At 63.3% G+C, this 21,993-nt stretch carries 9 protein-coding genes and 1 pseudogene; 9 read left to right on the plus strand and 1 reads right to left on the minus strand.

The features are described from left to right. The first annotated feature begins 53 nt into the window (after positions 1-53). From AO240_RS06710 to AO240_RS06720, 3 genes are read left to right on the plus strand one after another with little or no spacing between them, the layout of a single operon-like run. Positions 54-10,133, plus strand: a complete 10,080-nt coding sequence (locus tag AO240_RS06710) for a non-ribosomal peptide synthetase (protein WP_099235658.1) — start codon at positions 54-56, stop codon at positions 10,131-10,133. Further along, positions 10,130-13,882 (plus strand): amino acid adenylation domain-containing protein, encoded by a 3,753-nt coding sequence (locus AO240_RS06715; protein WP_099235659.1) that lies wholly within the window; start codon positions 10,130-10,132, stop codon positions 13,880-13,882. Before AO240_RS06710 ends, AO240_RS06715 begins: the two co-directional genes overlap by 4 nt. Continuing rightward, a complete protein-coding gene (locus AO240_RS06720; RefSeq protein WP_099235660.1) occupies positions 13,882-15,522 on the plus strand; it encodes a cyclic peptide export ABC transporter in 1,641 nt (546 codons plus the stop codon). The genes AO240_RS06715 and AO240_RS06720 overlap by 1 nt, the downstream gene beginning before the upstream one ends. Here the strand turns inward: AO240_RS06720 and fhuF are convergent. After that, positions 15,513-16,169, minus strand: a complete 657-nt coding sequence (gene fhuF / locus AO240_RS06725) for a siderophore-iron reductase FhuF (protein WP_099235686.1) — start codon at positions 16,167-16,169, stop codon at positions 15,513-15,515. The genes AO240_RS06720 and fhuF overlap by 10 nt on opposite strands. A 226-nt stretch (positions 16,170-16,395) precedes the next feature. On the opposite strand from fhuF, the gene AO240_RS06730 reads away from it, so the two are divergent. From AO240_RS06730 to AO240_RS29235, 6 genes and pseudogenes are all read left to right on the plus strand, one after another. Beyond that, positions 16,396-18,099 carry an ABC transporter ATP-binding protein/permease gene (locus AO240_RS06730; protein ID WP_099235661.1) on the plus strand — a complete coding sequence of 568 codons (1,704 nt, stop codon included), beginning with the start codon at positions 16,396-16,398 and terminating at the stop codon, positions 18,097-18,099. A gap of 211 nt (positions 18,100-18,310) precedes the next feature. Next, positions 18,311-18,496, plus strand: coding sequence for a hypothetical protein (locus AO240_RS06735; protein ID WP_099235662.1), 186 nt, complete (start codon positions 18,311-18,313; stop codon positions 18,494-18,496). Positions 18,497-18,600: 104 nt separating this feature from the next. After that, positions 18,601-19,011 (plus strand): annotated as a pseudogene (locus tag AO240_RS06740) (DUF3304 domain-containing protein); the annotation flags it as partial. Between the two features lie 194 nt (positions 19,012-19,205). Beyond that, a complete protein-coding gene (locus AO240_RS06745) occupies positions 19,206-21,086 on the plus strand; it encodes a DUF2235 domain-containing protein (protein WP_256585874.1) in 1,881 nt (626 codons plus the stop codon). Further along, complete coding sequence (locus AO240_RS29230; protein WP_371918599.1) at positions 21,010-21,219, plus strand: hypothetical protein; 210 nt, start codon at positions 21,010-21,012, stop codon at positions 21,217-21,219. The genes AO240_RS06745 and AO240_RS29230 overlap by 77 nt, the downstream gene beginning before the upstream one ends. Before the next feature lie 8 nt (positions 21,220-21,227). Next, on the plus strand, positions 21,228-21,956 hold the full coding sequence (locus AO240_RS29235; protein ID WP_371918600.1) for a hypothetical protein: 729 nt from the start codon (positions 21,228-21,230) through the stop codon (positions 21,954-21,956). The last annotated feature ends 37 nt before the right edge of the window (positions 21,957-21,993 follow it).

Genomic DNA, 21,993 nt, shown 5'->3' on the forward strand with positions numbered 1-21,993 from the left:
AACGCTGCGTCGTTCGCCGTTTTCTCCCCGTATTTGAAATGGATCGCACACCAATGAACAACATAGAAGACATCTACTCGCTTTCGCCGACGCAACACGGTTTGCTGTTTCACAGCGTGGTGGAGCCCGAGTCGCGGGTGTACTACCAGCAACTGAGCCTGGAAATGAACGGCCCGCTGCAACTGAACGCGTTTCGCAGCGCCTGGCAAGCCCTGATGCAACGCCACGCGGTGCTGCGCAGTGCATTCCTGTGGGAAGACCTCGACGACGCCTATCAAGTGGTTCAGGGCGACCTGCAACTGCCGTTGACCGAACTCGATTGGCAAGACCGCGCCGACACCCAAAACGCGCTGCAGCAGTTGGCGCTGGAGCAACGCGCCCAGCCGCTGGAGCTGAATGACGCGCCGCTGATGCGCCTCGCGCTGGTGCGGCTTGAGCCTGCGCGCTGGCACCTGATCTGGACGTTCCACCACATCATCATGGACGGCTGGAGCGTGGGCATCGCGATTCAGGAATGGCTGGCGCTCTACTACCAGCACGCGCATGGCCGCCCGGCCAACCTGCCGCCGACCCGCGCTTACCGCGACTACATCGCCTGGCTGGCGGAGCAGGACATGGCCGCCACCGAGAGCTTTTGGCGTGAGCAACTGCACGACGTCAGTGAGCCGACGCCATTGCCCGACTTCGGCCTGCGCCTGACGCCGCCCACCGACGCGCCTTGCGCCGAGCGCGAAAACCGCTTGAGTGTCGACGAAACCGAGCAACTGTCGCAGTTTGCGCGCCGTCATCACCTGACCCTGAACACCCTGATCCAGGGCGCCTGGGCGTTGCTGCTGGGCCAACACGCCGGGCGCGACGACGTGATCTATGGCGTCACCGTGGCCGGTCGCCCGGAACAACTGGCGGCTATCGACAGCACCGTCGGCCTGTTCATCAACACCCTGCCGCTGCGCGTGCAATGGTCCGAAGGTCCGGCGTTGGTGGACTGGCTGCAACAGTTGCAGCAGGCCAACAGCGACCTGCGCCACCACGCCTACCTGCCGCTGGGCAAACTCAAGGCGATGAGCAAGATCGCCGCCGAGCAGGCGCTGTTCGACTCGATCCTGGTGTTCGAAAACTTCCCGGTCACCGACGCGCTGAACCAGGACGCGGGCGGTTTGAGCTTCGCCGACCCGAACCGCGAGCAGGCCGTCGATGGCCTGACGCTGACCCAAGGCCGCAACCATTTCCCGCTGTCGCTGATCGTGGTGCCGGGCGAGCAATTGCATTACCTGTTCAGTTACGACCGCAAGCGCTTCAGCGATGCAGAAATGGCGCTGCTGTCGACGCAATTGCGCAGTGTGCTGTTGGCCATGGCCGCGCAGCCAGCGTGCCGCGTGGGCGAACTCGACTGGCTCAGCGCTGCCGAGCGCACGCAGTTACAAACCCTCGGGCGCGGTGCACCGCTCGCCGTCGCGCCACTGTGCTTGCACCAGCGCTTTGAGCAACAGGTTGCGGCCGCCCCCGACCAACCGGCGCTGCGTGACGCACACGGCGCGCTGAGTTACCGCGAACTCGACCAGCGCGCCAACCGCCTCAGCCAGCATTTGCGCGCCCAAGGCATCGGCCACGACAGCCTGGTCGCCCTGGCGCTGGAGCGCAGCGCCGATTTTGTCATCGCCCTGCTCGCCACCCTCAAGGCGGGCGCCGCCTACCTGCCACTGGACCTGAAACAACCGCTCGGGCGTTTGGCCGATGTGCTGCAAGACAGCCGCGCCGCGCTGTTGATCGGCGCGACCGCGTCGCCGTTGCTGGCCCGCCTGGCCGAGCACACGCCACTGCTGTGCCTGGCTGAACAGGCCGCCGTGATTGCCGCCCAGCCCGACACCGCGCCGGCTATCACGCACTCGCTGGATGCTGCGGCCTACGTGATTTACACCTCGGGTTCCACCGGTACGCCAAAAGGCGTGGTGGTCGAGCATCGCGCCATCGTCGACTACCTGACGGCGGTGCACAGCGTACTCACACCGCCAGCCGCCGCGCGCTACGGCCTGCTGTCGAGCATTGCCGCCGACTTGGGCCACACCCAATTGTTCGGCGCGCTGTGCAGCGGCGGCAGCCTGTTGCTGGTGGATGACGAAAGCGGGTTCAGCCCACTGGCACTCGCCGAGCTGTTCAGCCAACACCCGGTGGATGTGTTGAAAATCACCCCAAGCCACCTCGCCGGCCTGTTACAGGCGCTGCCGGATGCGCGCTTGTTGCCCACCGCGCTGCTGGTGTTTGGTGGCGATGCCCTCAGCCCCGCGCTGCTGGCCCAAGTCAACGGCCTGGCCCCCGGCCTGCGGGTGTTCAACCATTACGGGCCGAGCGAAGCCACGGTCGGCGCAATCGCCACCGAACTCACAGCGGGCCAGCGCAGTATCGCGCTGGGCAAGCCACTGCCCAACCGCCAACTGCGGGTGGTCGACGCGCAAGGTCGCGAGGTGGCCACCGGGGTCAGCGGCGAATTGCTGATCAGCGGTGCCCTCGCCCGTGGCTACTTGCACCGTGACGACCTGACCGCCGAGCGTTTTCACAGCGATGCCCGGCAGCAACGCTGGTACCGCACCGGTGACCGCGTGCGCTGGCTGGTCGACGGGCAACTGGCGTTCCTCGGCCGCGTCGACAGCCAAGTAAAGATCCGTGGCAACCGCCTGGAGCTCGGCGAAGTCGAGGCGCAGATCCGGCGCTTGTCGCCGCTGATCGAGCAAGTGGTGGTGCGCGCGGTCGAGCTGGAGGGCAGTGTGCGTTTGGTCGCCTACCTGGTTGCCAGCCAGTCGCTGTCAGCGGTCAAGCTGCGCAACGACCTGAGCAGCCGCGTGCCGGATTACATGGTGCCGGCGCATTTCATCACGCTGGATGAGCTGCCGCTGACGCGCAACGGCAAGGTCGACGTACACGGCCTGCCGCTGCCGCAACCCGCCAACGATGAGAGCGCCACCCACGTCGCCCCGCGCAATGAAGTCGAAACGCTGCTGGCGGCGATCTGGCAAGACGTACTCAAGCGCGAACAGGTCGGTGTCAACGACAACTTCTTCGCGATTGGCGGTGATTCGATCCTCAACCTGCAAATCATCGCGCGGGCCAACCAGCAAGGGCTCAAGCTCACCCCACGGCAACTGTTCGAAAACCGCACCATCGCCGACATCGCCCGCGTACTCGGCGCCGATGCCAGCCATGCGGTGGCCGAGCAACTTGCCGATGGTTATGCGTTGCCATTGAGCGCCGGCCAACGCGCGCGCCTCGAACAAGGCCCGCTGACCGCCACTTGGCGTTGCGTGAAACTCGCACAGCCGCTGGACACTCAACTGCTCGCCGAAGCCCTCGGCGCGCTGCAGCAACATCATCAAGCGCTGCGGCTGGCGCTCGACAGCGACTGGCAACAGCGCGTGCTGGTCGCCCCCGCCGCGCCAGCGGTTTCGCTGGGCGAGTACACCGAGGCCGAGTTGCACAACGTGGCCCAAGCCGCTGTCGAGCGCCTTGACCTGCACGCCGGGCAAAGCCTGCATGCCAGCCTGCTGGGCGAGCACCACCTGCTGCTGGCCGCGCACCCGCTGTGTGTGGATGACGCGTCGTGGCCGTTGCTGCTCAACGACCTCAACCTGGCGCTGGGCCAGTTGCGCTTCCAGCGGCCGGTGCGCTTGTCTTACACCGGCGGTAACTTCACCCAATGGGCACGCCACCAGCACACCTACGCCGAAAGCGATGCGCTCGACGACGCCTGGGAACACTGGCTGCAATACGCCGCGGTGGACACGCTGCAACTGCCGCACAGCCAGCACGCCAGCCAAGTGATAGAGCACTGCCTGGGCGCCAAGCCCAGCGGCGACCTCAAGCGCTTGGTCGAAGTGCTGCACTTGGACTGGAACAGCCTGCTGGCGAGCGCCGTGGTTGAAGAATGCCGCGCCCACTGCGGCGACGGCCTGCTCGCGTTAGACCTGCACGCCGCACGGGCGACTGCCGAGCGCTTGCCGGTCAACGCGCCCATCGTCCTCGCCGACCTGCAACCGCAACTGATCATCGGCGCGCTGGACCTGGCCGTGCCGGTGTTCGTGCACACCGAAGGCGCGACGCTGCTGCAACGCGTGCAGGCAGTCGCGGCGCAACTGCGCGCCTACCCGCAACACGGCGCCGACTATGGCGCCTTGCGCTACTTGTCGGATAACACCTACCTGCAAGAACCCTTGCGCGAGTTGCCACAGGCAGCGGTTGCGATCCATTGGCGCGGCGACCTCGACAGCCACCGCGAACAGCGCGGCCTGCTTGAGCAGGTGACGGCAGCGAACACGCCAACACCCTCGGCGCACGCGTTACGCATCGATGCGCATTGGCAGGACGGCCAATTGCACCTGCGCTGCGAAGGCGCACTCGCCGCCGAGTGGGCCGCGCCACTCGCCGAACGCCTCAGCGCGCTGGCGGCACTGCTCGCCGAGCCTGAGCTGCGCCCGGCGAGTCAAGCGTTCCCGCTGTGCCACCAACAGGCGGCCACCCTCGCCGCCGAACCGCTGGACTGGGCGAACCTCGAAGACGTATACCCGCTGTCGTCGATGCAACAGGGCATGCTCTTGCACACCTTGCTTCAGCCCAACAGCGGCATCTACCTGATGCAGCAACGCTACAGCTGGGACGGCGTGTTGCAGCGCCCGGCGATGCAAGCGGCGTGGCAAGTGTTCCTTGATCGGCACCCGATGATGCGCACCGCGTTCTGGTGGCAGGACGACCATGAGCCGCTGCAATGCGTGTACCGCAGCACCGACCCGGCGTTCGACTGGCAGGACCTTCGCCACTTGAATGACGCGCAGCAACGCGCAGCCATGGACCAGGCTCTGGAAGCGCAGCGCGTGCAGGGTTTTGACATGAGCAGCGCGCCGTTGACGCACTTGCGCGTGTTCCAGCTGGATGAGCGACGCTTCGCCGTGGTGCGCAGCTTCCACCATATTCTCACCGATGCCTGGTGCTTCGGCCTGCTGATGGAAGACCTGTTGGCGATCTATCAAGCCATCGTGCGTCAGGAGCCGGTAGCGCGCCCGCGCTTGCGTTCGTTCCGTGGCTACATGAGCTGGCTCGAACGCCAGGACATGGCCGCCGCGCACGCCTTCTGGCAGGCCGACCTGGCCGGGTTCAGCGAGCCGACGCCGCTGCATGTAGACACAGCCCTCGCCCGCCCGGAACAAGCGCCGGAACAGGTCGGCGACTTCGACCAGACCCTGAGCATCAGCCAGACCCAACGGTTGCAGCAGCTCTGCCAGCATTACCAATTGACCCCCAACACCTGGATTCAGGGTGCGTGGGCATTGTTGTTGTCGCGCTACAGCGGCAACCGCGACGTGCTGTTCGGCGTGACCGTGGCCGGTCGCCCGACTGACCTTGCCGGTGTCGAAGAAATGGTCGGCCTGTTCATCAACAGCCTGCCATTGCGCATTGATGTGGACCCGCAAGCGCCGGTGGCCACCTGGTTGCAGGCCTTGCTCTCGCACAACGCGCGCCTGCGCGAACACGAAAGTGCCTCGCTGGTGGATATTCAGCGCAGCAGCGCTGTACCGCGCGGCCAACCACTGTTCGACAGCCTGGTGGTGTTCGAAAACGCGCCGCTGGACATCAGCAGCGTGCAGCTGGATGCCTTCAGCATCGACATTTATGAAGACCGCGTGCACACCAACTTCCCGATGACCGTGGTGCTGTACCCCGGCGACCGTTTGGGTATTCGCCTGTCGTATGACAGCCAGCGCTTCAGCAGCGACACCGTGCAGCGCATGCTCGGCCACTTGGTGCAGCTGCTGTCGAGCATGCTCGATGCACCGGAGGCGCCATTGGGCAGCCTGCACATGCTGCCGCCCGCCGAGCGTGAGCAACTGCAAGTGGACTGGAACCGCAGCGCGGTCGATTTCCCGCTGAGCCAAGGCTACGCGGCGCTGTTCGCCGATCAGGTACGCCGTCGGCCGCAGCAGATCGCCGCTGTGCATCAGCACGAGACGCTGACCTACGCCGAGCTGGACCGTCGCGCCAACGCTGTGGCGCACGCCTTGCAAGCCGCCGGTGCCGGCCCGGAAAGCCTGGTGGCGCTGTTCGCCGAACGTGGCCTGGCCTTGCTGACGCTGATGATCGGCACGCTCAAGGCCGGCGCTGCGTTCCAGGCGCTGGACATCCAACAGCCGCCCGCGCGTTTGGCCGAATTGCTGAACCTGAGTGCAGCGCCGCTGTTACTGGTGTGCGACAGTGCCGCCGCTGCGCTTGACGCGGTGCTGCCGCAGATTCTCAAGCAGCCCACCTGCCTGATCGCGCAGCCACTCTGGCAAGGCGAGGCCAAGCCGGCCGTGGCTTACACACACAACCCCGACCAGCTGGCCTACGTGATTTTCACCTCCGGCTCCACCGGCAAACCCAAAGGGGTGATGGTCGAACAGCGCGGCATGCTCAACAACATTTTCGGCAAAGTTCCGGCGCTGGGCCTCGGCGAGCACGACCGCATCGCCCAAACCGCCTCGCCGGCGTTCGATATTTGCGTGTGGCAGTTCCTCGCCGCGCCGCTGGTAGGCGCCCGTGTGCACATCCTGCCGGACAGCCAGGCGCATGACCCGCTGGCCTTGCTCGACGCAGTGCAGGCGCAGCAATTGAGCCTGCTCGAAACCGTACCGGCGCTGATGCGCGGAATGTTGCAGGAGGCGCGTGCGCAGCACAGCCTGTCGACGCTGCGCTGGCTGCTGCCGACGGGCGAAGCGCTGCCACCGGCGCTGGCGCAGGACTGGTTTGCGCGCTTCGCCTCGGTGCCATTGATGAACGCCTACGGCCCCGCCGAGTGCTCGGATGACGTGGCCTTTTACCCGATCACCGAGGCGCCGGGCGATGACTGCCTGCACATGCCGATTGGTCGGCCGACCGCGAATAATCAAGTGTTTGTGCTGGATGCCGAGCTGCGCAGCGTGCCCATCGGCGTGCCGGGCGAACTGTGCATCGGCGGCGTGGGTGTCGGCCGTGGTTACCTGCACGACCCGCAGCGCACGCGTGAAGCGTTTGTCGCGCACCCGTTCGAGCCGGGCGCGCGCCTGTATCGCAGCGGTGATATTGGCCGCCTGCGCGCCGATGGAGTGATCGAATACCTCGGGCGCCGCGACCAGCAAGTGAAGATCCGTGGCTATCGCATCGAACTGGGCGAAATCGAAAACCGCCTGATGCAGCACCCGGCGGTCGACAGCGCGGCGGTATTGGCGCTGCCAGATGCGCGCGGCGCGTTGCAACTGGTGGCCTGCTACGTACTCGACAACACCGCAGACCTGGGCGGGCAGCCCGCGCAGCAGGTACTCAGCGCGCACCTCGCGCAGCAATTGGCGAGCTATATGCTGCCGGCGCGCTGGCTGAACCTCGCGCAGTTGCCGTTGAACGCCAACGGCAAGGTTGACCGTCGGGCCTTGGCTGCACTCGACCTGCCGCACGCCGAGCAGGCCGAAGGCGAATCGGTGGCGCCGCGTACGCCGACAGAACACGTCTTGGCCGAGCTGTGGCAGGACATTCTCGGCGTGGCCACGGTCAGCGTGCACGATGACTTCTTTGCCATCGGCGGGCACTCGCTGCTGGCCACACAAATGCTCTCGCGAATTCGTCGACGCCTGAACGTCAGCCTGCCGCTGCGCACCTTGTTCGAAGGCGGCACCCTGGAGCAATTGGCGCTGGCGGTAGAGCAACAGGCTCAGGTGCCCGACGACCACCCCATCGTGCCGGTGCCGCGTAACCAGACCCTGGCGTTGTCGTACAGCCAGCAACGGCTGTGGTTCCTCGAACGCTTCGAAGGCCCGAATGCGGCCTACAACATGACCAGCGTGGTGCGGCTGCGCGGCGCGCTCAACATCGGCGCCTTGCAGCAAGCGCTGCAACGCGTGCTGGAACGGCATGAATCGCTGCGCACCAGCTTCCACCTGAAAGGCGACCAGCCGTGCCAGGTGATCAACCCGGCGCCGATGCTCAACCTGACGCCGATCAGCGTGCAAGCGCACGCCCTGCAAAGCCTGATTGATCAGCACGCGGCGCAGCCGTTCGACCTGCAACATGCACCGATGCTGCGTGCGCATTTGCTGCAGGTGGGCGCGGATGATCACGTGCTGCAACTGGTGTTGCACCACATCGCCACGGACGCCTGGTCGATGGGCATTCTGATTCAGGAGTTGATCACCGGCTACCAGGCCTACGCCAGCGGTTCGGCGCCGGTATTCACGCCGCTGCCGATCCAGTACGCCGATTACGCGCAATGGCAACGCAGTGAACCGCAGCAGCGCCAATTGGCGCGTGCGATTGACTACTGGCGGCGTCAGCTCGACGGCGCGCCAACCCTGATCGCGTTGCCGCTGGATACGCCGCGCCCGACGCAGCCGGACTACCAGGGCGCGGTGCTGACCCAGCACTTCAGCCCGGCGCAAACGCAGGTGCTCAAGGGGTACGCGCACACCCAGCGCGCCACGCTGTTCATGGTCTTGCTCAACGCCTTCAACAGCCTGTTGCAACGCGCCACCGGCACGCACGACTTTATCGTCGGCACCGACCTTGCCAACCGCGAGCAACCGGCGCTGGAACAACTGATCGGCTTCTTCGTCAACGTGCTGCCGATCCGCGCACGTCTGAGCGACAGCGACAGCTTCGACAGCCGCCTGCAACGCCTGCGCGAAGACTGCCTGGCGGCGTTCCAGCACCAGCAAGTGCCGTTCGACAAACTGGTTGAAGCGCTGCAACCGCCACGCACGCCGGGGGTTAACCCGCTGGTGCAGGTGTTGTTCGTGATGCAGAACACCCCGCAGGGCACGGCCAGCCTGTCGGGCCTTGAGGTGGAACACCTGGAGCCGCAGCAGCAGACCAGCAAGTTCGACCTTGCGGTGTTTGTCGAGGAAGACGAAAGCGGCCTGAACCTGCGCTGGGTGTATCGCACCAGCGTGCTGCAGGCGCAGACCATTGCGCGGCTGGAACAAGGCTTCGAGCAACTGCTTGAACGCTTGACGCTGCAGACGTGGGCATGGCGCCTGGAAGGCGACAGCCAGCCTGCGCCAGTGGCCATAGACGAGGCGCAAGCGCGCAGTGAGCGCAAGCAGTCGAAGATGAGCAAGCTGAAAAACACCCGCGCCACCGCCGTCAGCCAGCTGGCGCATGAGCAGGTGCGCACGCGCACCTTGAGTGACGCGCAACCGCTGCCGCTGGTGATCGAACCGCTGCTGGCGGATTTGGACCCGGTGCACTGGGCCGTGCAAGCGCGTGAGTGGATCAATGCGCAATTGCGCACCCACGGCGGCCTGCTGTTTCGCGGTTTTAACCTGCCGGACGCAAGCGCCTTCGAACAGTTCGCCCAAGCCATCGAGCCGGACCTGTTCGGCACGTATGGCGACCTGCCGAAGAATAAGTCCGGGAAGAATATCTACCACTCCACGCCGTACCCGGAACAACACATGATTCTGTTCCACAACGAAAGCTCGCACTTGCCGCAGTGGCCGCGCAAGCAGTGGTTTTACTGCGAGATACCCGCGCCACGCGGTGGCTGCACGCCGATTGTCGACTGCCGCCAAGTGCTTGCGCAGTTGCCGGCCGACATCGTTGAACGCTTCAAAGCCTTGGGCCTGCTCTACGTGCGGCACTTCACCGACAAGCTGGATGTGCGCTGGCAAGACTTTTTCAAAACCGAGCAGCGCGAAGAGGTCGAGCGCCAATGCCGGCAATCTGGCATGCAGTGGGAATGGCTGGGGGCAGACAACCTGAAGATCGCCCAATACTGCCCGGCGATTGTTGCGCACCCGGACACCGGCGAGGCGTCGTTTTTCAACCAGGTGCAACTGCATCACAGCGCCTGCCTGGAGCCGGAAGTGCGGCGCAACCTGATCAACCTGTTTGGCGCCGGCAACCTGCCGCGCAACGTCTATTACGGCGACGGCAGCGTGATTGAAGACGCGGTGATGGAGGTGATCGGCGCGGCGTACGAAGCCTGTGCGGTGCGCTTCGCCTGGCAAAAGGGTGACATGGTGATGCTCGACAATATGCTGGTGGCGCATGCTCGCGACCCGTTTGAGGGTGAACGCAAAATCTGCGTTGCCATGGGCCAGATGATGAACCGCGAACCACTGAACCGCACCGAGGAACAGGCATGAGTAACCACCCGGCAGCATTCGCCCTGTCGCCCCAGCAACGCAGCCAATGGCTGGCGAACGCGCCACCGGCACGCTTGGTGCTGGAGGTGCGCGGCGCCACCGCGCTGGCACAGTTGCAGCAACGGCTGGCGTCGCTGGCCACGGTTCACGATGCGCTGCGCCTGCACACCCGGCCTGAGCCGGGCATGCAGGTGCCGCTGCAGATCGTCGCCGCCACCAGCGCCATCGGTGTTGACGTGCAGGCGCTGGGCGATGAGGTGCAGCGGGTCACGTTGCAACTGCCCGCCCTCGCCGCCGACCGTGGCACGCTGCTGCGGCTGGCGCGGGCGCTGGGTTCGGCGCAGGCGCCGGTGGCTGACGCCGAGGCGATGACCTACACCCAATACAGCGCCTGGATTCACGACTTGCAGGCCGATGAAGACGCCGCACAAGGCCGCCAATTCTGGGCCGGCCTGGCGCTGGGCGCGCACGCCGGCAGCGAGTTGCTGTACCGCGAAGCACGCAGCGATCAGGCCGATACGCCGCTGACCACGCGCTGCGCGCTCAACCCGGCGTTAAGCGCCACGTTGCAAGGGCACAGCGCGCCCGCCGAACAGCTGCTGATGGCCGCTTGGGGTGTGCTGTTACAGCGCTTGAGCGCGAGTGACAACCCGGCCCTGAGCCTGAACTGGGTGCATGACTGCCGTGACGACTATGAAGAACTCGCCGAGTGCTGGGGCTTGTTCGCCAAGGCCCTGCCATTGCCTTGGCAAGCGGCACCTGAGCGCCCGTTCGGCGCGGCACTGGCGACCTTGCAAGCGCTCTGCGAGCAGGTCGGCGAGTGGCAGGAATACTCGCCGCCCGCCACCCCCTCAGCCTATGGTTTTCAGTGGAGCGCGGCACCTGATGTCGCTGCGGGCAGCCCGTTCAACGTGCTGGAGGTAGACGCGATCCCCGCCGGCATCGAACTGCTGCTGGTCGCCGAAGCCGACGCGACGGGCGCCTACCGCCTGACGCTGTGCCATCAGGCCAACCGTTATAGCGTGCAGGCCGCGCAGACCTTGCTGGAACAACTGCAATCGCTGCTGCTCGACGCCCTCACCCACCCGGCCAAACCCTTGGCCGAGCTGTCGCTGCACGCGCCGTGCTTTGCGCAAGCGTTGGCGGCAAGGCATGCCAGCGTCGCACCGGCCTTTGTCAGCGTGCCTGCGCGCTTCAATGCGGGTGCCGCACGCTTTGCCGAACACCTGGCGTTGCGCGACCCCGGCCAGCACCTGAGTTACGCCGAACTGCACGCGCGCAGCAACCAACTCGCGCATTACCTGCGCGCCCAAGGCATTGGCCGCGAAGACCGCGTGGCGCTGTACATGGACCGTTCGGCGCCGATGGTGCTGGCAATGCTCGCGGTGCTCAAGAGCGGCGCAGCGTTTGTGCCGCTGGACGTGCACCAGCCGGCGCAGCGTTGCCTGGCGATCCTGCAACAGGCGCAAGCGCGCTTTGTACTCACTGGCGCCGACGGCAATGCGCCGCTGCTGGCGTCGATGGGCAGCCTTGACCTGCGCGATAGCGCCGCGTGGCAACACACGCCGATGACCGACGTGAGCCACGAGATTCAGCCGAATGACGCGGCCTACGTGCTGTTTACCTCGGGCAGTACCGGCGTGCCCAAGGGTGTGATCATCGAGCACGCGCAACTCGCCAGCTACGTCGACAGCATCTGCGCACGCCTGCAACTGCACGCCTTCGAGCGCAGCGCCGTGGTCACCTCGCTGGCCGCAGACCTGGGTTACACCCTGCTGTTCCCGGCACTGCTCAGCGGCGGCGAACTGCACCTGCTCGACAAACAAACCGCGATGGATGCCCAGGCTTGGGCTGCCTGGCAGGCGCGCTACCCGATTGATCACCTGAAAATCGTGCCGTCGCTGCTCAACGCCTGGCTGATCAGCGCGCAAAGCGCCGCGGTGTTGCCACGCAAGCAACTGATTGTGGGCGGCGAAAGCTGCTCGCAGCGCTTGCTGCACTCGATCCGCCAGTTCGCACCGCAACTGACGCTGTTCAACCACTACGGGCCAACCGAGACCACCGTCGGCGTAGCGATGCACATGCTCGACCCGGCCTGTGACTACCGGCGCTTGCCGCTGAGCGATCGGCTCGACGGCATGCGCCTGTACCTGCTGGATGAGCAACAGCAACTGGCGGCGCCGGGGCAACACGCGGAGCTGTATATCGCTGGCCCACAATTGGCGCGTGGCTACCTCGATGCGCAACACAACGCCGAACGTTTTATCGAGCGCGACGGCGAGCGCCTGTATCACAGCGGCGACCGCGCGCGTTATCGGCACGACGCCAGCCTGGAAATCACCGGCCGCTCGGATCGCCAGGTCAAGGTGCGCGGGTTTCGCATCGAGCTCGACGAGATCCAGGCGCAGCTCGCCAGCCTGCCGGGCGTGGCGCAGGCGGCGGTGGAGTGCTTGCCTAAAGGCGAGCTGGGCCAGCAATTGTTTGCCTTCCTGACCCTCGCGCCGGGGCATTCAGTGAGCGTGGCGCAATTGCACGGCCAGGCGCAGGACCGTTTGCCGGATTACATGCTGCCGAGCTTGCGCATCGTCGACGCCTTGCCGCTGATGGGCAACGGCAAACTCGACCGCAAGACTTTGCAGCAATGGGCCGACAAGGTCCTCGACAGCGTCGGCGGCGCCTTGCCGCGCACGCCGTTGGAGGCGCTGCTGGCCGAGGTCTGGGCGCAGGTGCTGGGGCTGGAACGGGTGGGTATCGAGGATGACTTTTTCGCGCTGGGCGGGCACTCGCTGGCCGCAGTCAGCCTGGCCAGCCGCTTGCAAAGCGTGCTGTCAGCGCCGGTCACGGTGAACGCGGTGTTCAATGCGCCGAGTGTCGCGGCGTTTGCAGCGCTGGTGCAGTCCGAGTTCAAGCTGTCGCCGCTGGTGCGATTGTCGGCCGCGGACAGCGACGCGAAGCTGTTCTGCTTCCACCCGTCCACCGGCCATGTACAGGATTACCGCACGCTGTTGCCGCATCTGCCGAACTGGCAATTGTGGGGGTTGCAGGCGGCGTATCTGGGCGATGACAGCGCAGGCCTGGCCGACGGCGACATCGATAGCCTGGCTGCGCTGTACGTCGAACACTTGCGCCAACAACAGCCCAACGGGCCGTATCATTTGCTCGGGTTCTCGCTCGGTGGGCTGCTGGCGATCAGCGCCGCGGCGCAATTGGAGCGTTGCGGCGAACAGGTGGCGTTTCTCGGCATTCTTGACTCGCAATACCAGCGCGAGGCCACGCAAGACAGCGTCGCGGCGCTGATAGCCTCGGCTGCGCAGGCGCTGAGCGTGGAGAGTCAGGCGCTACTGCGCCAGTTGCCGGCAGCGGTATCCGCCGCGTTGAGCGCACACCTCGCTACACTGCCGGCCGCGCAGCGCCTGCCCGCGCTCGCGCAATGGGCACAGCAGCAGGGCTTGCAACTCGATGGCGACAGTTGGGAACACCTGCACACGCGGCTGGGTTACCAACAGCATACGCAGCAGTTACTCGGCAGCTTCCAACCGCCACGGCTGAGTTGCCCGGTGCATGTGTGGTGGGCCGACGCCACGCTGCGCGAGACGGACTTTGCCGACCCGCAGTGGCAACAACTGAGCAGCGCGCCTGTTGCGCGTGAAGTGGTGCAGGCGCAGCACTTGAACATTCTTGAGCACCCGGCGGTGCATGCACAATTGGCGGCCGCCCTTGCGGCGCTGGCAACAGATGGAGCGGTTTAATGGATTTGCTGATACTCATGGCCAAGCGTTCGTGGCGCGCGCTGTTGGTGGCGACGCTGACGGGCCTGGCCTGCGGGCTCGCGGCGGCAGGCTTGATCGCGATGATCAACCACAGCCTCACAGTGTTCGATCAACTGCGACCGATTGACGGCCTCTACTTTGGCGGCCTGGTGCTGTTGGTAGCGGTGTCGCGGATTATTTCCGACATCAGCCTGCTGCGCCTGGGCCAGGCGGCAGTCAACGATATGCGCCTGCACCTGAGCGCCAAGCTGATCGACACGCCCTATGCGCAGTTGCAGCGCCTGGGCAAACACCGGCTGCTGGCGATGTTGACCGACGACACACAAACCATCAGCCAAGCGGTGGAGCTGGTGCCGATTCTGTTGGTGAATGGCGGAATCATCATTGCCTGCCTCGGCTACCTCGGCTGGCTTAGCTTGCCGTTGCTGGGCTTGACGGTGTTGTTGATCGTACTCGGCAGCTTGAGTTTCAATTGGCCGCAACGCCGTGCGCTGACCTCGATCTCGCGTGCGCGCGAGCTGAAGGACCAGTTGTTCGAGCATTACCGCCTGCTCACCGATGGCAGTAAAGAACTGCAGCTCAACCACCCGCGTCGCCAGCACTTTTTTACCCGCTTGCTGTTGCCGGTCAGCCAGCAATACCGCCGCGACTTTGTGCGCGGCATGAGCATTTATGCCGTGGTGCTCAACTGGGGCAATGCGGTGTTTTATATGCTGATCGGTGTGGTGTTGTTTGTCGCGCCGCACTTTATCGACCTGAGCGTCAGCCTGGTCACCGGTTACATCCTCACGATCCTGTACATGATCACGCCGCTGTCGGAACTGATGCACGCCCTGCCGACACTCGGCCGCGCCAGCGTTGCGCTGAACAAGGTGCGCAGCCTGGAAAGCGAGATGCACGGCGCCAGCGAAACCCTCGAAACCTTCGCCCCGACTCAGGTGCGCAGCCTGGTGTGCCGTGACGTCACCCACACCTACTACCGCGAACGCGAGGACGGGCATTTCACGCTGGGGCCGATCAATGTCACGTTGAATACCAGCGAAGTGGTGTTCATCACCGGCGGCAATGGCAGCGGCAAGACCACCCTGGCGCTGTTGTTGACGGGGCTTTATCGCCCGGAAAGCGGGGACGTAATGCTCGACGAACAGGTGTCCTCAAGCAACGACAACCACCATTTCCGCCAGCATTTCTCGGCGATTTTTACTGACTTCTGCCTGTTCGAAAATCTGTTCGACGGTGACAACCCACAGTTGGTGCAGCAGGCGCAGGATTACCTGGTGCACTTGCAACTGGACCACAAGGTGCAAATCGAAAAAGGCCGCCTGACCACGCTGGCCCTGTCGACCGGGCAACGCAAACGCCTGGCGCTGCTCAGTGCTTATCTGGATGACCGCCCGTGCTACCTGTTCGACGAGTGGGCGGCGGATCAGGACCCGGTGTTCAAGCACTTTTTCTACACGCGGATTCTTGCGGACCTGCGTGAGCGCGGCAAGCTGGTGATCGTGATCTCCCACGACGATGCGTATTTCGGCCTGGCCGACCGGCTGCTGCGCATTGAACACGGACGGCTGAGTGAGGCGCGCCTGAGCGCCGGTGCCGAGGTTGAACTTCAGTCGTAAAGCGAATGCAGGTAGCTGACCTGCTCGGCGACGGGCAGGCGGTGCAGTTTGGGGCAGGATTCGCAGAGCACCAACGGCTCGCCTTCAACCAGCGGGTGCAGTTGATAGTGCAGGCAGCAATGCCGACGCAGCGGCAGGCGCGGGCAAATCTCGGGGGCCGGCGACGGCACCTGGCGTTGCAGGCCGCGCAATTTCAAGCGCCCGTCGTTGACGCTGACCGTTTCCAGCCACTGGTGCGCCTCGGCAAAGCCTTCACGGGTCAAGTCGGGGTCAAGCCGGTCAAACGCGCCGTCCCAGATCGCCACAAAATTGCCCCACAGCACCTTCGGCGCCAAGCCCCCCGCCACTGCCAGGCTGGCGAACAACGGCGCCAGGTGTTCGTGCACCCAGCGCGACCAATACGCGGCGCGCTCCGCTGCGGTGATGGGCGACAAGGCGCTGGAAAAATACAACGCCAACGGTTGCCCGGCATCCAGGCGCAACACCGCGTCATCGCCCCAAAAGTCGATTGCGCGCTGCCCGGTGAGCACGCAGGCCAGTGTTGCCGGCACCACGATGCTCATGTAGTTCATCGACCACTGCGACACCACGGCCGCCTGGTTGATGCCGGGGTAACGCAGGGCGAACTCGGCCAGCACCGGGTGCAACAACGCGGGGGCGGCGACGCGGCTCAGTGGAATGAACGGCTGATCATTCGGTTCAAGCTGGATGACCCGCTGAATAGGCGGCCACGCCTGCTTGAGCCAGTCTGGAAATTCGATAACGCGGCTCCTGTGGCTTTCCCTTATGAATGCAAGCGATTAGCATTGGCAGATCCTATCCTCCCTCCCCTGCAAACTCAACGTCGCCAACGACCGGACCTCTTCAGCCCTCATGCATACACTTCGTAATTTCTGGCGCCTGGCACGGCCATTCTGGACCTCCGAGCAGAAATACCCGGCCTTGTTGTTGCTGTTGGCCACCGTGCTGATGAACCTGTGCCTGGTGGGCGTGAATATCCTCAACAACTTCTGGAACCTGCATTTTTATAACGCACTGCAAGAGAAGGACTACCCAGGCTTTTTGGTGGGCGGGCTGCAATTCATTCTGCTGCAAGTCGGCCTCGCGGCCTTTACCGTCGGCGCGTTTCACTTCCAGCAAAAACTCACGTTAATGTGGCGGCGCTGGTCCACGCGCAACATGCTCGATCAGTGGCTCGACAATCAGCGCTACCAGAAACTGAAACTGACCGAGACCGATGTCGATAACCCTGACCAGCGCATCGCTGAAGACATCGACCTGTTTATCATCAAGTCGCTCAAGCTGAGCCTGGGGTTGCTCACGGCGGTGGTGTCACTGTTCTCGTTCCTGAACATTCTGTGGCAGGCCTCGGGCTTGATCAGCATTCCGTTGGGCGATCAAAGCGTGGTCATCCCGGGGCTGTTGGTGTGGGTGGCGCTGGTGTATGCGCTGCTGGGCACCGGCTTCGCCTTCTGGCTCGGCCGCGCCCTGCCCCGGCTGAACTTCATGCAGCAACGCCGTGAGGCGGATTTTCGTTTCTCGTTGATGCGCCTGCGCGAAAACGCCGACTCGGTTGCCCAGTACCGTGGCGAAGCCGTGGAAAATCAGCGGTTCAACCAACGCCTCGAAGCCGCGCTGCAAAACTTTTGGGTGCTGGTGAAAAAGCAGAAGCTGATCATGGGCTACTCGACCTTCTACCTGCGCAGCGCCACAGTGATTCCGATGTTTATCATGGCGCCGCAGTTCTTCGCCGGGGCCTTTACCCTCGGGCGCCTCACGCAGATCAGCGCGGCGTTTGGCGAAGTGCATTCGGCCGTGGCCTACCTGGTCGGCGTGTTTCCAGAGCTGGCCGAGTGGAAATCGGTGATCGATCGGCTGGACGGCTTCCAGAAACGCCTGGATAACGTCAAGGTCGACTCCGACGTAGTGCTGACGCAACAGCGCGACGGTTTGCGGATTCGCAACCTGGACATCTGGCTGCCCGATGGCCGACGCCTGTTTACCGGCTTTAACCTCGCGCTCAAGCCCGGCGACAGCCTGCTGATCAGGGCGCCGTCGGGGTACGGCAAATCCACGCTGATTCGCGCCGTCACCGGGCTTTGGCACCACGCCTCAGGCACGGTTGCCTATGACCGTGAGCGTACGCTGACGCTCTCGCAAAAAACCTACCTGCCCCTGGGCAGCCTGCGCGAAACGCTCTGGTACCCGAACCCCGCGCCTGCCGCAGAGGACGCCCTGTTGCAGCAGCTCATGCAGCAAGTCGGCCTCGAACACCTGTGCCCGCAACTCGCCCAAGAGCGCGACTGGGCACAAACCCTGAGCATCGGCGAACAACAGCGCTGCGCCTTCGTGCGCGCGCTCCTGGCCCGCCCTGCGGTGCTGTTCCTCGACGAAAGCACCTCGGCAATGGACGCCGCCAACGAAGCCCGGTGTTATCAGTTGCTCAAGGAAATGCTTCCGGAAACGATCCTGATCAGCGTTGGGCACACTGTCTCGCTGGAGAGTTTTCATGAGCAGGCGCTGGAGTTGCAGGGTGAGATGAAATGGGTGCGTCGTGAGGTGAGGCAACCGGTTTAAGCGGCAGCGCATTACGAAATACCGATGCGCCGAATGCACTCGGCGCAATTCTCACAGCCCTCTCAAGCACTGCGTATTCGACGTATCAAACGGATACCACACGAACTTGGGAGGCTTCCTACATCAAATCTTTTTCCGTCTTGTTAGCGTGCTCTGAAATTTGAGCTTGCGCAGGCTGTGGCTTGGGCGTCGCGTTTTAAAGGATAAGCGTATGTTCGCACCGGCCAATGCTGCGCACTTCACGTTGTTACTTGATTGCCGCCAGCAAGGGCTTTTTAAAGCTCCGGTGATCCAGTGGCACTGGTTTGACCAGGACAAGCGGCATTACCAGGATGTTATCGCAAGCGCACTGAGCAAACCTCCACTGACGTTGACGCGCCACGAAACCCTTTTATGAGCCGTTTATTCCTTGTGCTGTTAATGGGCGGTATGTCGCTGCTGGGCTGTGCGCAGCCCCAGCCTGAACGATTAGGCACGCCCATCTAGGGCTATAGCCATACCTCGGCGGCGATTAACCGGTTCTCGGTGAATGGTAACGGCGGGCCAAACGTCGGCCCTTATGGTGGCGGTGGAAAGCAGAACTGCTGCGCGCCGCTTCCGGTGAAGTGGCACCCAGGTTTGACCGTCGTGGTTGAGTGGGAGAAAGACCCGAATCCGCATGCTTCAGCCAATTGGCCTCCGCTTGGGACAGATGGCTACAGGGCTGCTTACAAGCTGCATGCGGCCAAATACACCCGTCATCGTGTGGTTGTGGCCGTGGTGCCATATGAAGACTTGGGCTTGGTGAACGTGCATTTCTTACCCTGCAACCAGGTTGCTGTATCAGCGGGCACTACTTATCCCGGCCGCTCAGATTATCCGTTCCACTTCCCTAAAAAAATGGATGAGCCAGCCACATGTCTGAAGCCATGACCCCAAAACTCCAAAAGCCTGCTGCGGAATTTCTCAGCCCGACTCCCGATTTCGAAATGGGTGGGCTGTTGCCGCAAATATCTGGGGATGTATTGCGTAATTATCGAACGCAACAGGTGGCCTACGATCCTTTTGAACAACAGTCGATGGACGAACACCGTGCAGCTGGATTGGTGTATCCGGGCCCCCCGTGCATGCAGATTGTGACGATCACGCTTTGCTTCGACGGCACCAACAACCATGAACCGTCAGACAGCCTCGCATTGCCTTCAACCACGACCAATGTGGCTCGCCTGTACCACGCCAGTGTGGGTAGGGATGACAGCGAGGCCGCGGAGCAAGAGGGTTTTTATGCTTACTACATGCCGGGGGTTGGCACCGAGTTCAAAGAAATAGGCGAGTTCAAACCTGATAGCCAAGGGCTCACCATGTCGACAGGGGGCGAGAACCGGATCAACTGGGGATTGACCCGTTTGATCGATGCGCTGAAAAGGGCTTGCGATGAGAAACCACTGAAAGTACCCGAAGCCTATGCCCTTGTGCAAAAAATGGGCACCAGCCTTACCGAAGACGCACTCGGTGCTTCGATATTCAAAAACAGCTACACCCGCCGCCAAGAGGTGTTGGCCCAACCGCTGGCGGAACTTAAAAGCCAAATTGACGCAGCACATACGGCCAAGTCGATCCCCAAAATCATGGCGATACGTCTGTTTATCTACGGCTTTTCACGCGGAGCCGCCGAGGCGCGAGCGTTTGCGACCTGGCTTGAAGCCCTGACCAAGGTCGAGGTGGAAGGTGAAACCTGCTACTTGTTTGTCGGGCTGCCGATCAAAATTGTGTTCATGGGGCTATTCGATACGGTGGCCTCGGTCGGCCTTCCGTACCTGGTGCCGTTTGCTGCCGGGCATATGGGCTGGGCCGACGGCGCCATGCGCTTGTCCGACTCCGAGGAGTTTCTTGAACACTGCGTGCACTTGGTGGCGGCCCACGAACAGCGCAGTTGCTTCCCTGTCGACTCGATTCGGCGCAAAGCCAACCCGGACGATCCAAACTGCCCGTCTACCTATCGCCAGGGCACGGCGGAATACATTTACCCCGGCATGCACTCCGACGTCGGCGGCGGCTACCCGCCCGGCGACCAAGGCAAGGCCGCCGAGGGCGGCCACATGGTGTTGTCGCAACTCGCTCTGCACCATATGTACAGTGAGGCCTACAAGATTGGTGCGCCGTTGCAAGCACCGCCAAAAGCGTTTAATAGTGAGTTGAAAAAGCGTTGGCCATGGTTAGTCATGGATGTACAAACAGAACACGAGTACGACGTAGGCCCCCAACTCATCGAACGCTTCAACATCTGGCTAGACGCCATGGACAACGGCCCGCTGGAAGCGGTCATGGCCCGCGAAGCCGGGCATATCACCGGTTGGCGAATCAGCCGTTATGCCAAGGGCCGTGCCAAACACACCGACTTTTACGCCCGCCTGATGAAAAACGGCCCCGCGGCAGACATGACCGCCGAGGAAGTCGCCGCCTTTGAAGCGTTACACAGCCTGCAGCTTGAGGAAGATGCCGCCAACCGCGCGGGCACTCCGGCGCCGGTCTGGTCTGAACGTCAGTTGGCCACGCAAAACGATAATCAACTGATCAAGCTGAACTACGAACGTCGCACCGGCGCCCGCGCCTCAAGTGCTTTTAACACCAGCAAAGTGTATGAACCGAACCTGGATTGTCGCCAGTTGCTCAACGCCATTGCCGATTTTCGGCGCGACTATGTGCCGGAATGGACTTGGCCCGCCGGTGAACTGTTCAGCCTTGGCACGCTTGCCAATACCTTGGTCGGTGGCCTCGTGTACATGACCAACGCGCAAGACGAAGCCCAGCACTATGCCGACCTGCGCGAGGCCGGCGAGATGAACTACGCCAACCTGTTCGGCGCAGACGGCAAATCGTTAAACGACAAGGTCTACCCAGCACTATGCCGACCTGCGCGAGGCCGGCGAGATGAACTACGCCAACCTGTTCGGCGCAGACGGCAAATCGTTAAACGACAAGGTCTACCCGATCATCCAGATGTTTGATGAACACGTGCACGACTCGCGCGCCTGGTTTATGAACGCGGCCTTGAATGAACGGGAAATTTTCAGCGACTACTTTCGTTATCGCGGCATATTTTTCGACACTGNGTGCACGACTCGCGCGCCTGGTTTATGAACGCGGCCTTGAATGAACGGGAAATTTTCAGCGACTACTTTCGTTATCGCGGCATATTTTTCGACACTGAAACCAATAACCCGCTATCGCTGTTGGTCACCGCCGAACGCGTGGTGGGCGTGGGGTTGGCGGTNTTTATGAACGCGGCCTTGAATGAACGGGAAATTTTCAGCGACTACTTTCGTTATCGCGGCATATTTTTCGACACTGAAACCAATAACCCGCTATCGCTGTTGGTCACCGCCGAACGCGTGGTGGGCGTGGGGTTGGCGGTCGCCAGTGTTGGCCTGACGATCAGACGCCGCAACCCACGCTACCTGATCGGGCTGACCGCCGAACGCGTGGTGGGCGTGGGGTTGGCGGTCGCCAGTGTTGGCCTGACGATCAGACGCCGCAACCCACGCTACCTGATCGGGCTGATTGTTCCGTCGCTGGGCACGCCGGTGATTCGCGGCAAAGTGGACTTCCCCAGCATCCGTGCGTTTGACCGTGCCACCGGCCTGACACTGCCGATGCTTGAGGGGCTGGAGGCGATTCGCGCCTTTACCGTTGAGACCGGCGCTGCGTCAGAAGCGGTGCAAGCCTTGCCGGTGCCGCCTGCATTGACGGCGAGCACCGCCACGACTCAAGACTTGATCGAGATACTCAAAGCCTCGCAGGCATTAGAAGCCCAGGTACCACCTTCCCAAAGCTGGCTGGACCAGGCTAAGGGCGCGGTGGCAAGTGTCACGCCTTAGAGAGCCCGGCAATCCCCTTTGATTACTTCACTGGCGT

The organism is Pseudomonas sp. ICMP 460, assembly GCF_002723595.1.
Classification (GTDB): domain Bacteria; phylum Pseudomonadota; class Gammaproteobacteria; order Pseudomonadales; family Pseudomonadaceae; genus Aquipseudomonas; species Aquipseudomonas kitaguniensis.

Coding starts and splice junctions, on each gene's coding strand:
- AO240_RS06735 (WP_099235662.1), top strand. CDS start 18,311: ATGTTCGCACCGGCCAATGCTGCGCACTTCACGTTGTTACTTGATTGC.
- AO240_RS06730 (WP_099235661.1), top strand. CDS start 16,396: ATGCATACACTTCGTAATTTCTGGCGCCTGGCACGGCCATTCTGGACC.
- AO240_RS06715 (WP_099235659.1), top strand. CDS start 10,130: ATGAGTAACCACCCGGCAGCATTCGCCCTGTCGCCCCAGCAACGCAGC.
- AO240_RS06710 (WP_099235658.1), top strand. CDS start 54: ATGAACAACATAGAAGACATCTACTCGCTTTCGCCGACGCAACACGGT.
- AO240_RS06720 (WP_099235660.1), top strand. CDS start 13,882: ATGGATTTGCTGATACTCATGGCCAAGCGTTCGTGGCGCGCGCTGTTG.
- AO240_RS06745 (WP_256585874.1), top strand. CDS start 19,206: ATGCAGATTGTGACGATCACGCTTTGCTTCGACGGCACCAACAACCAT.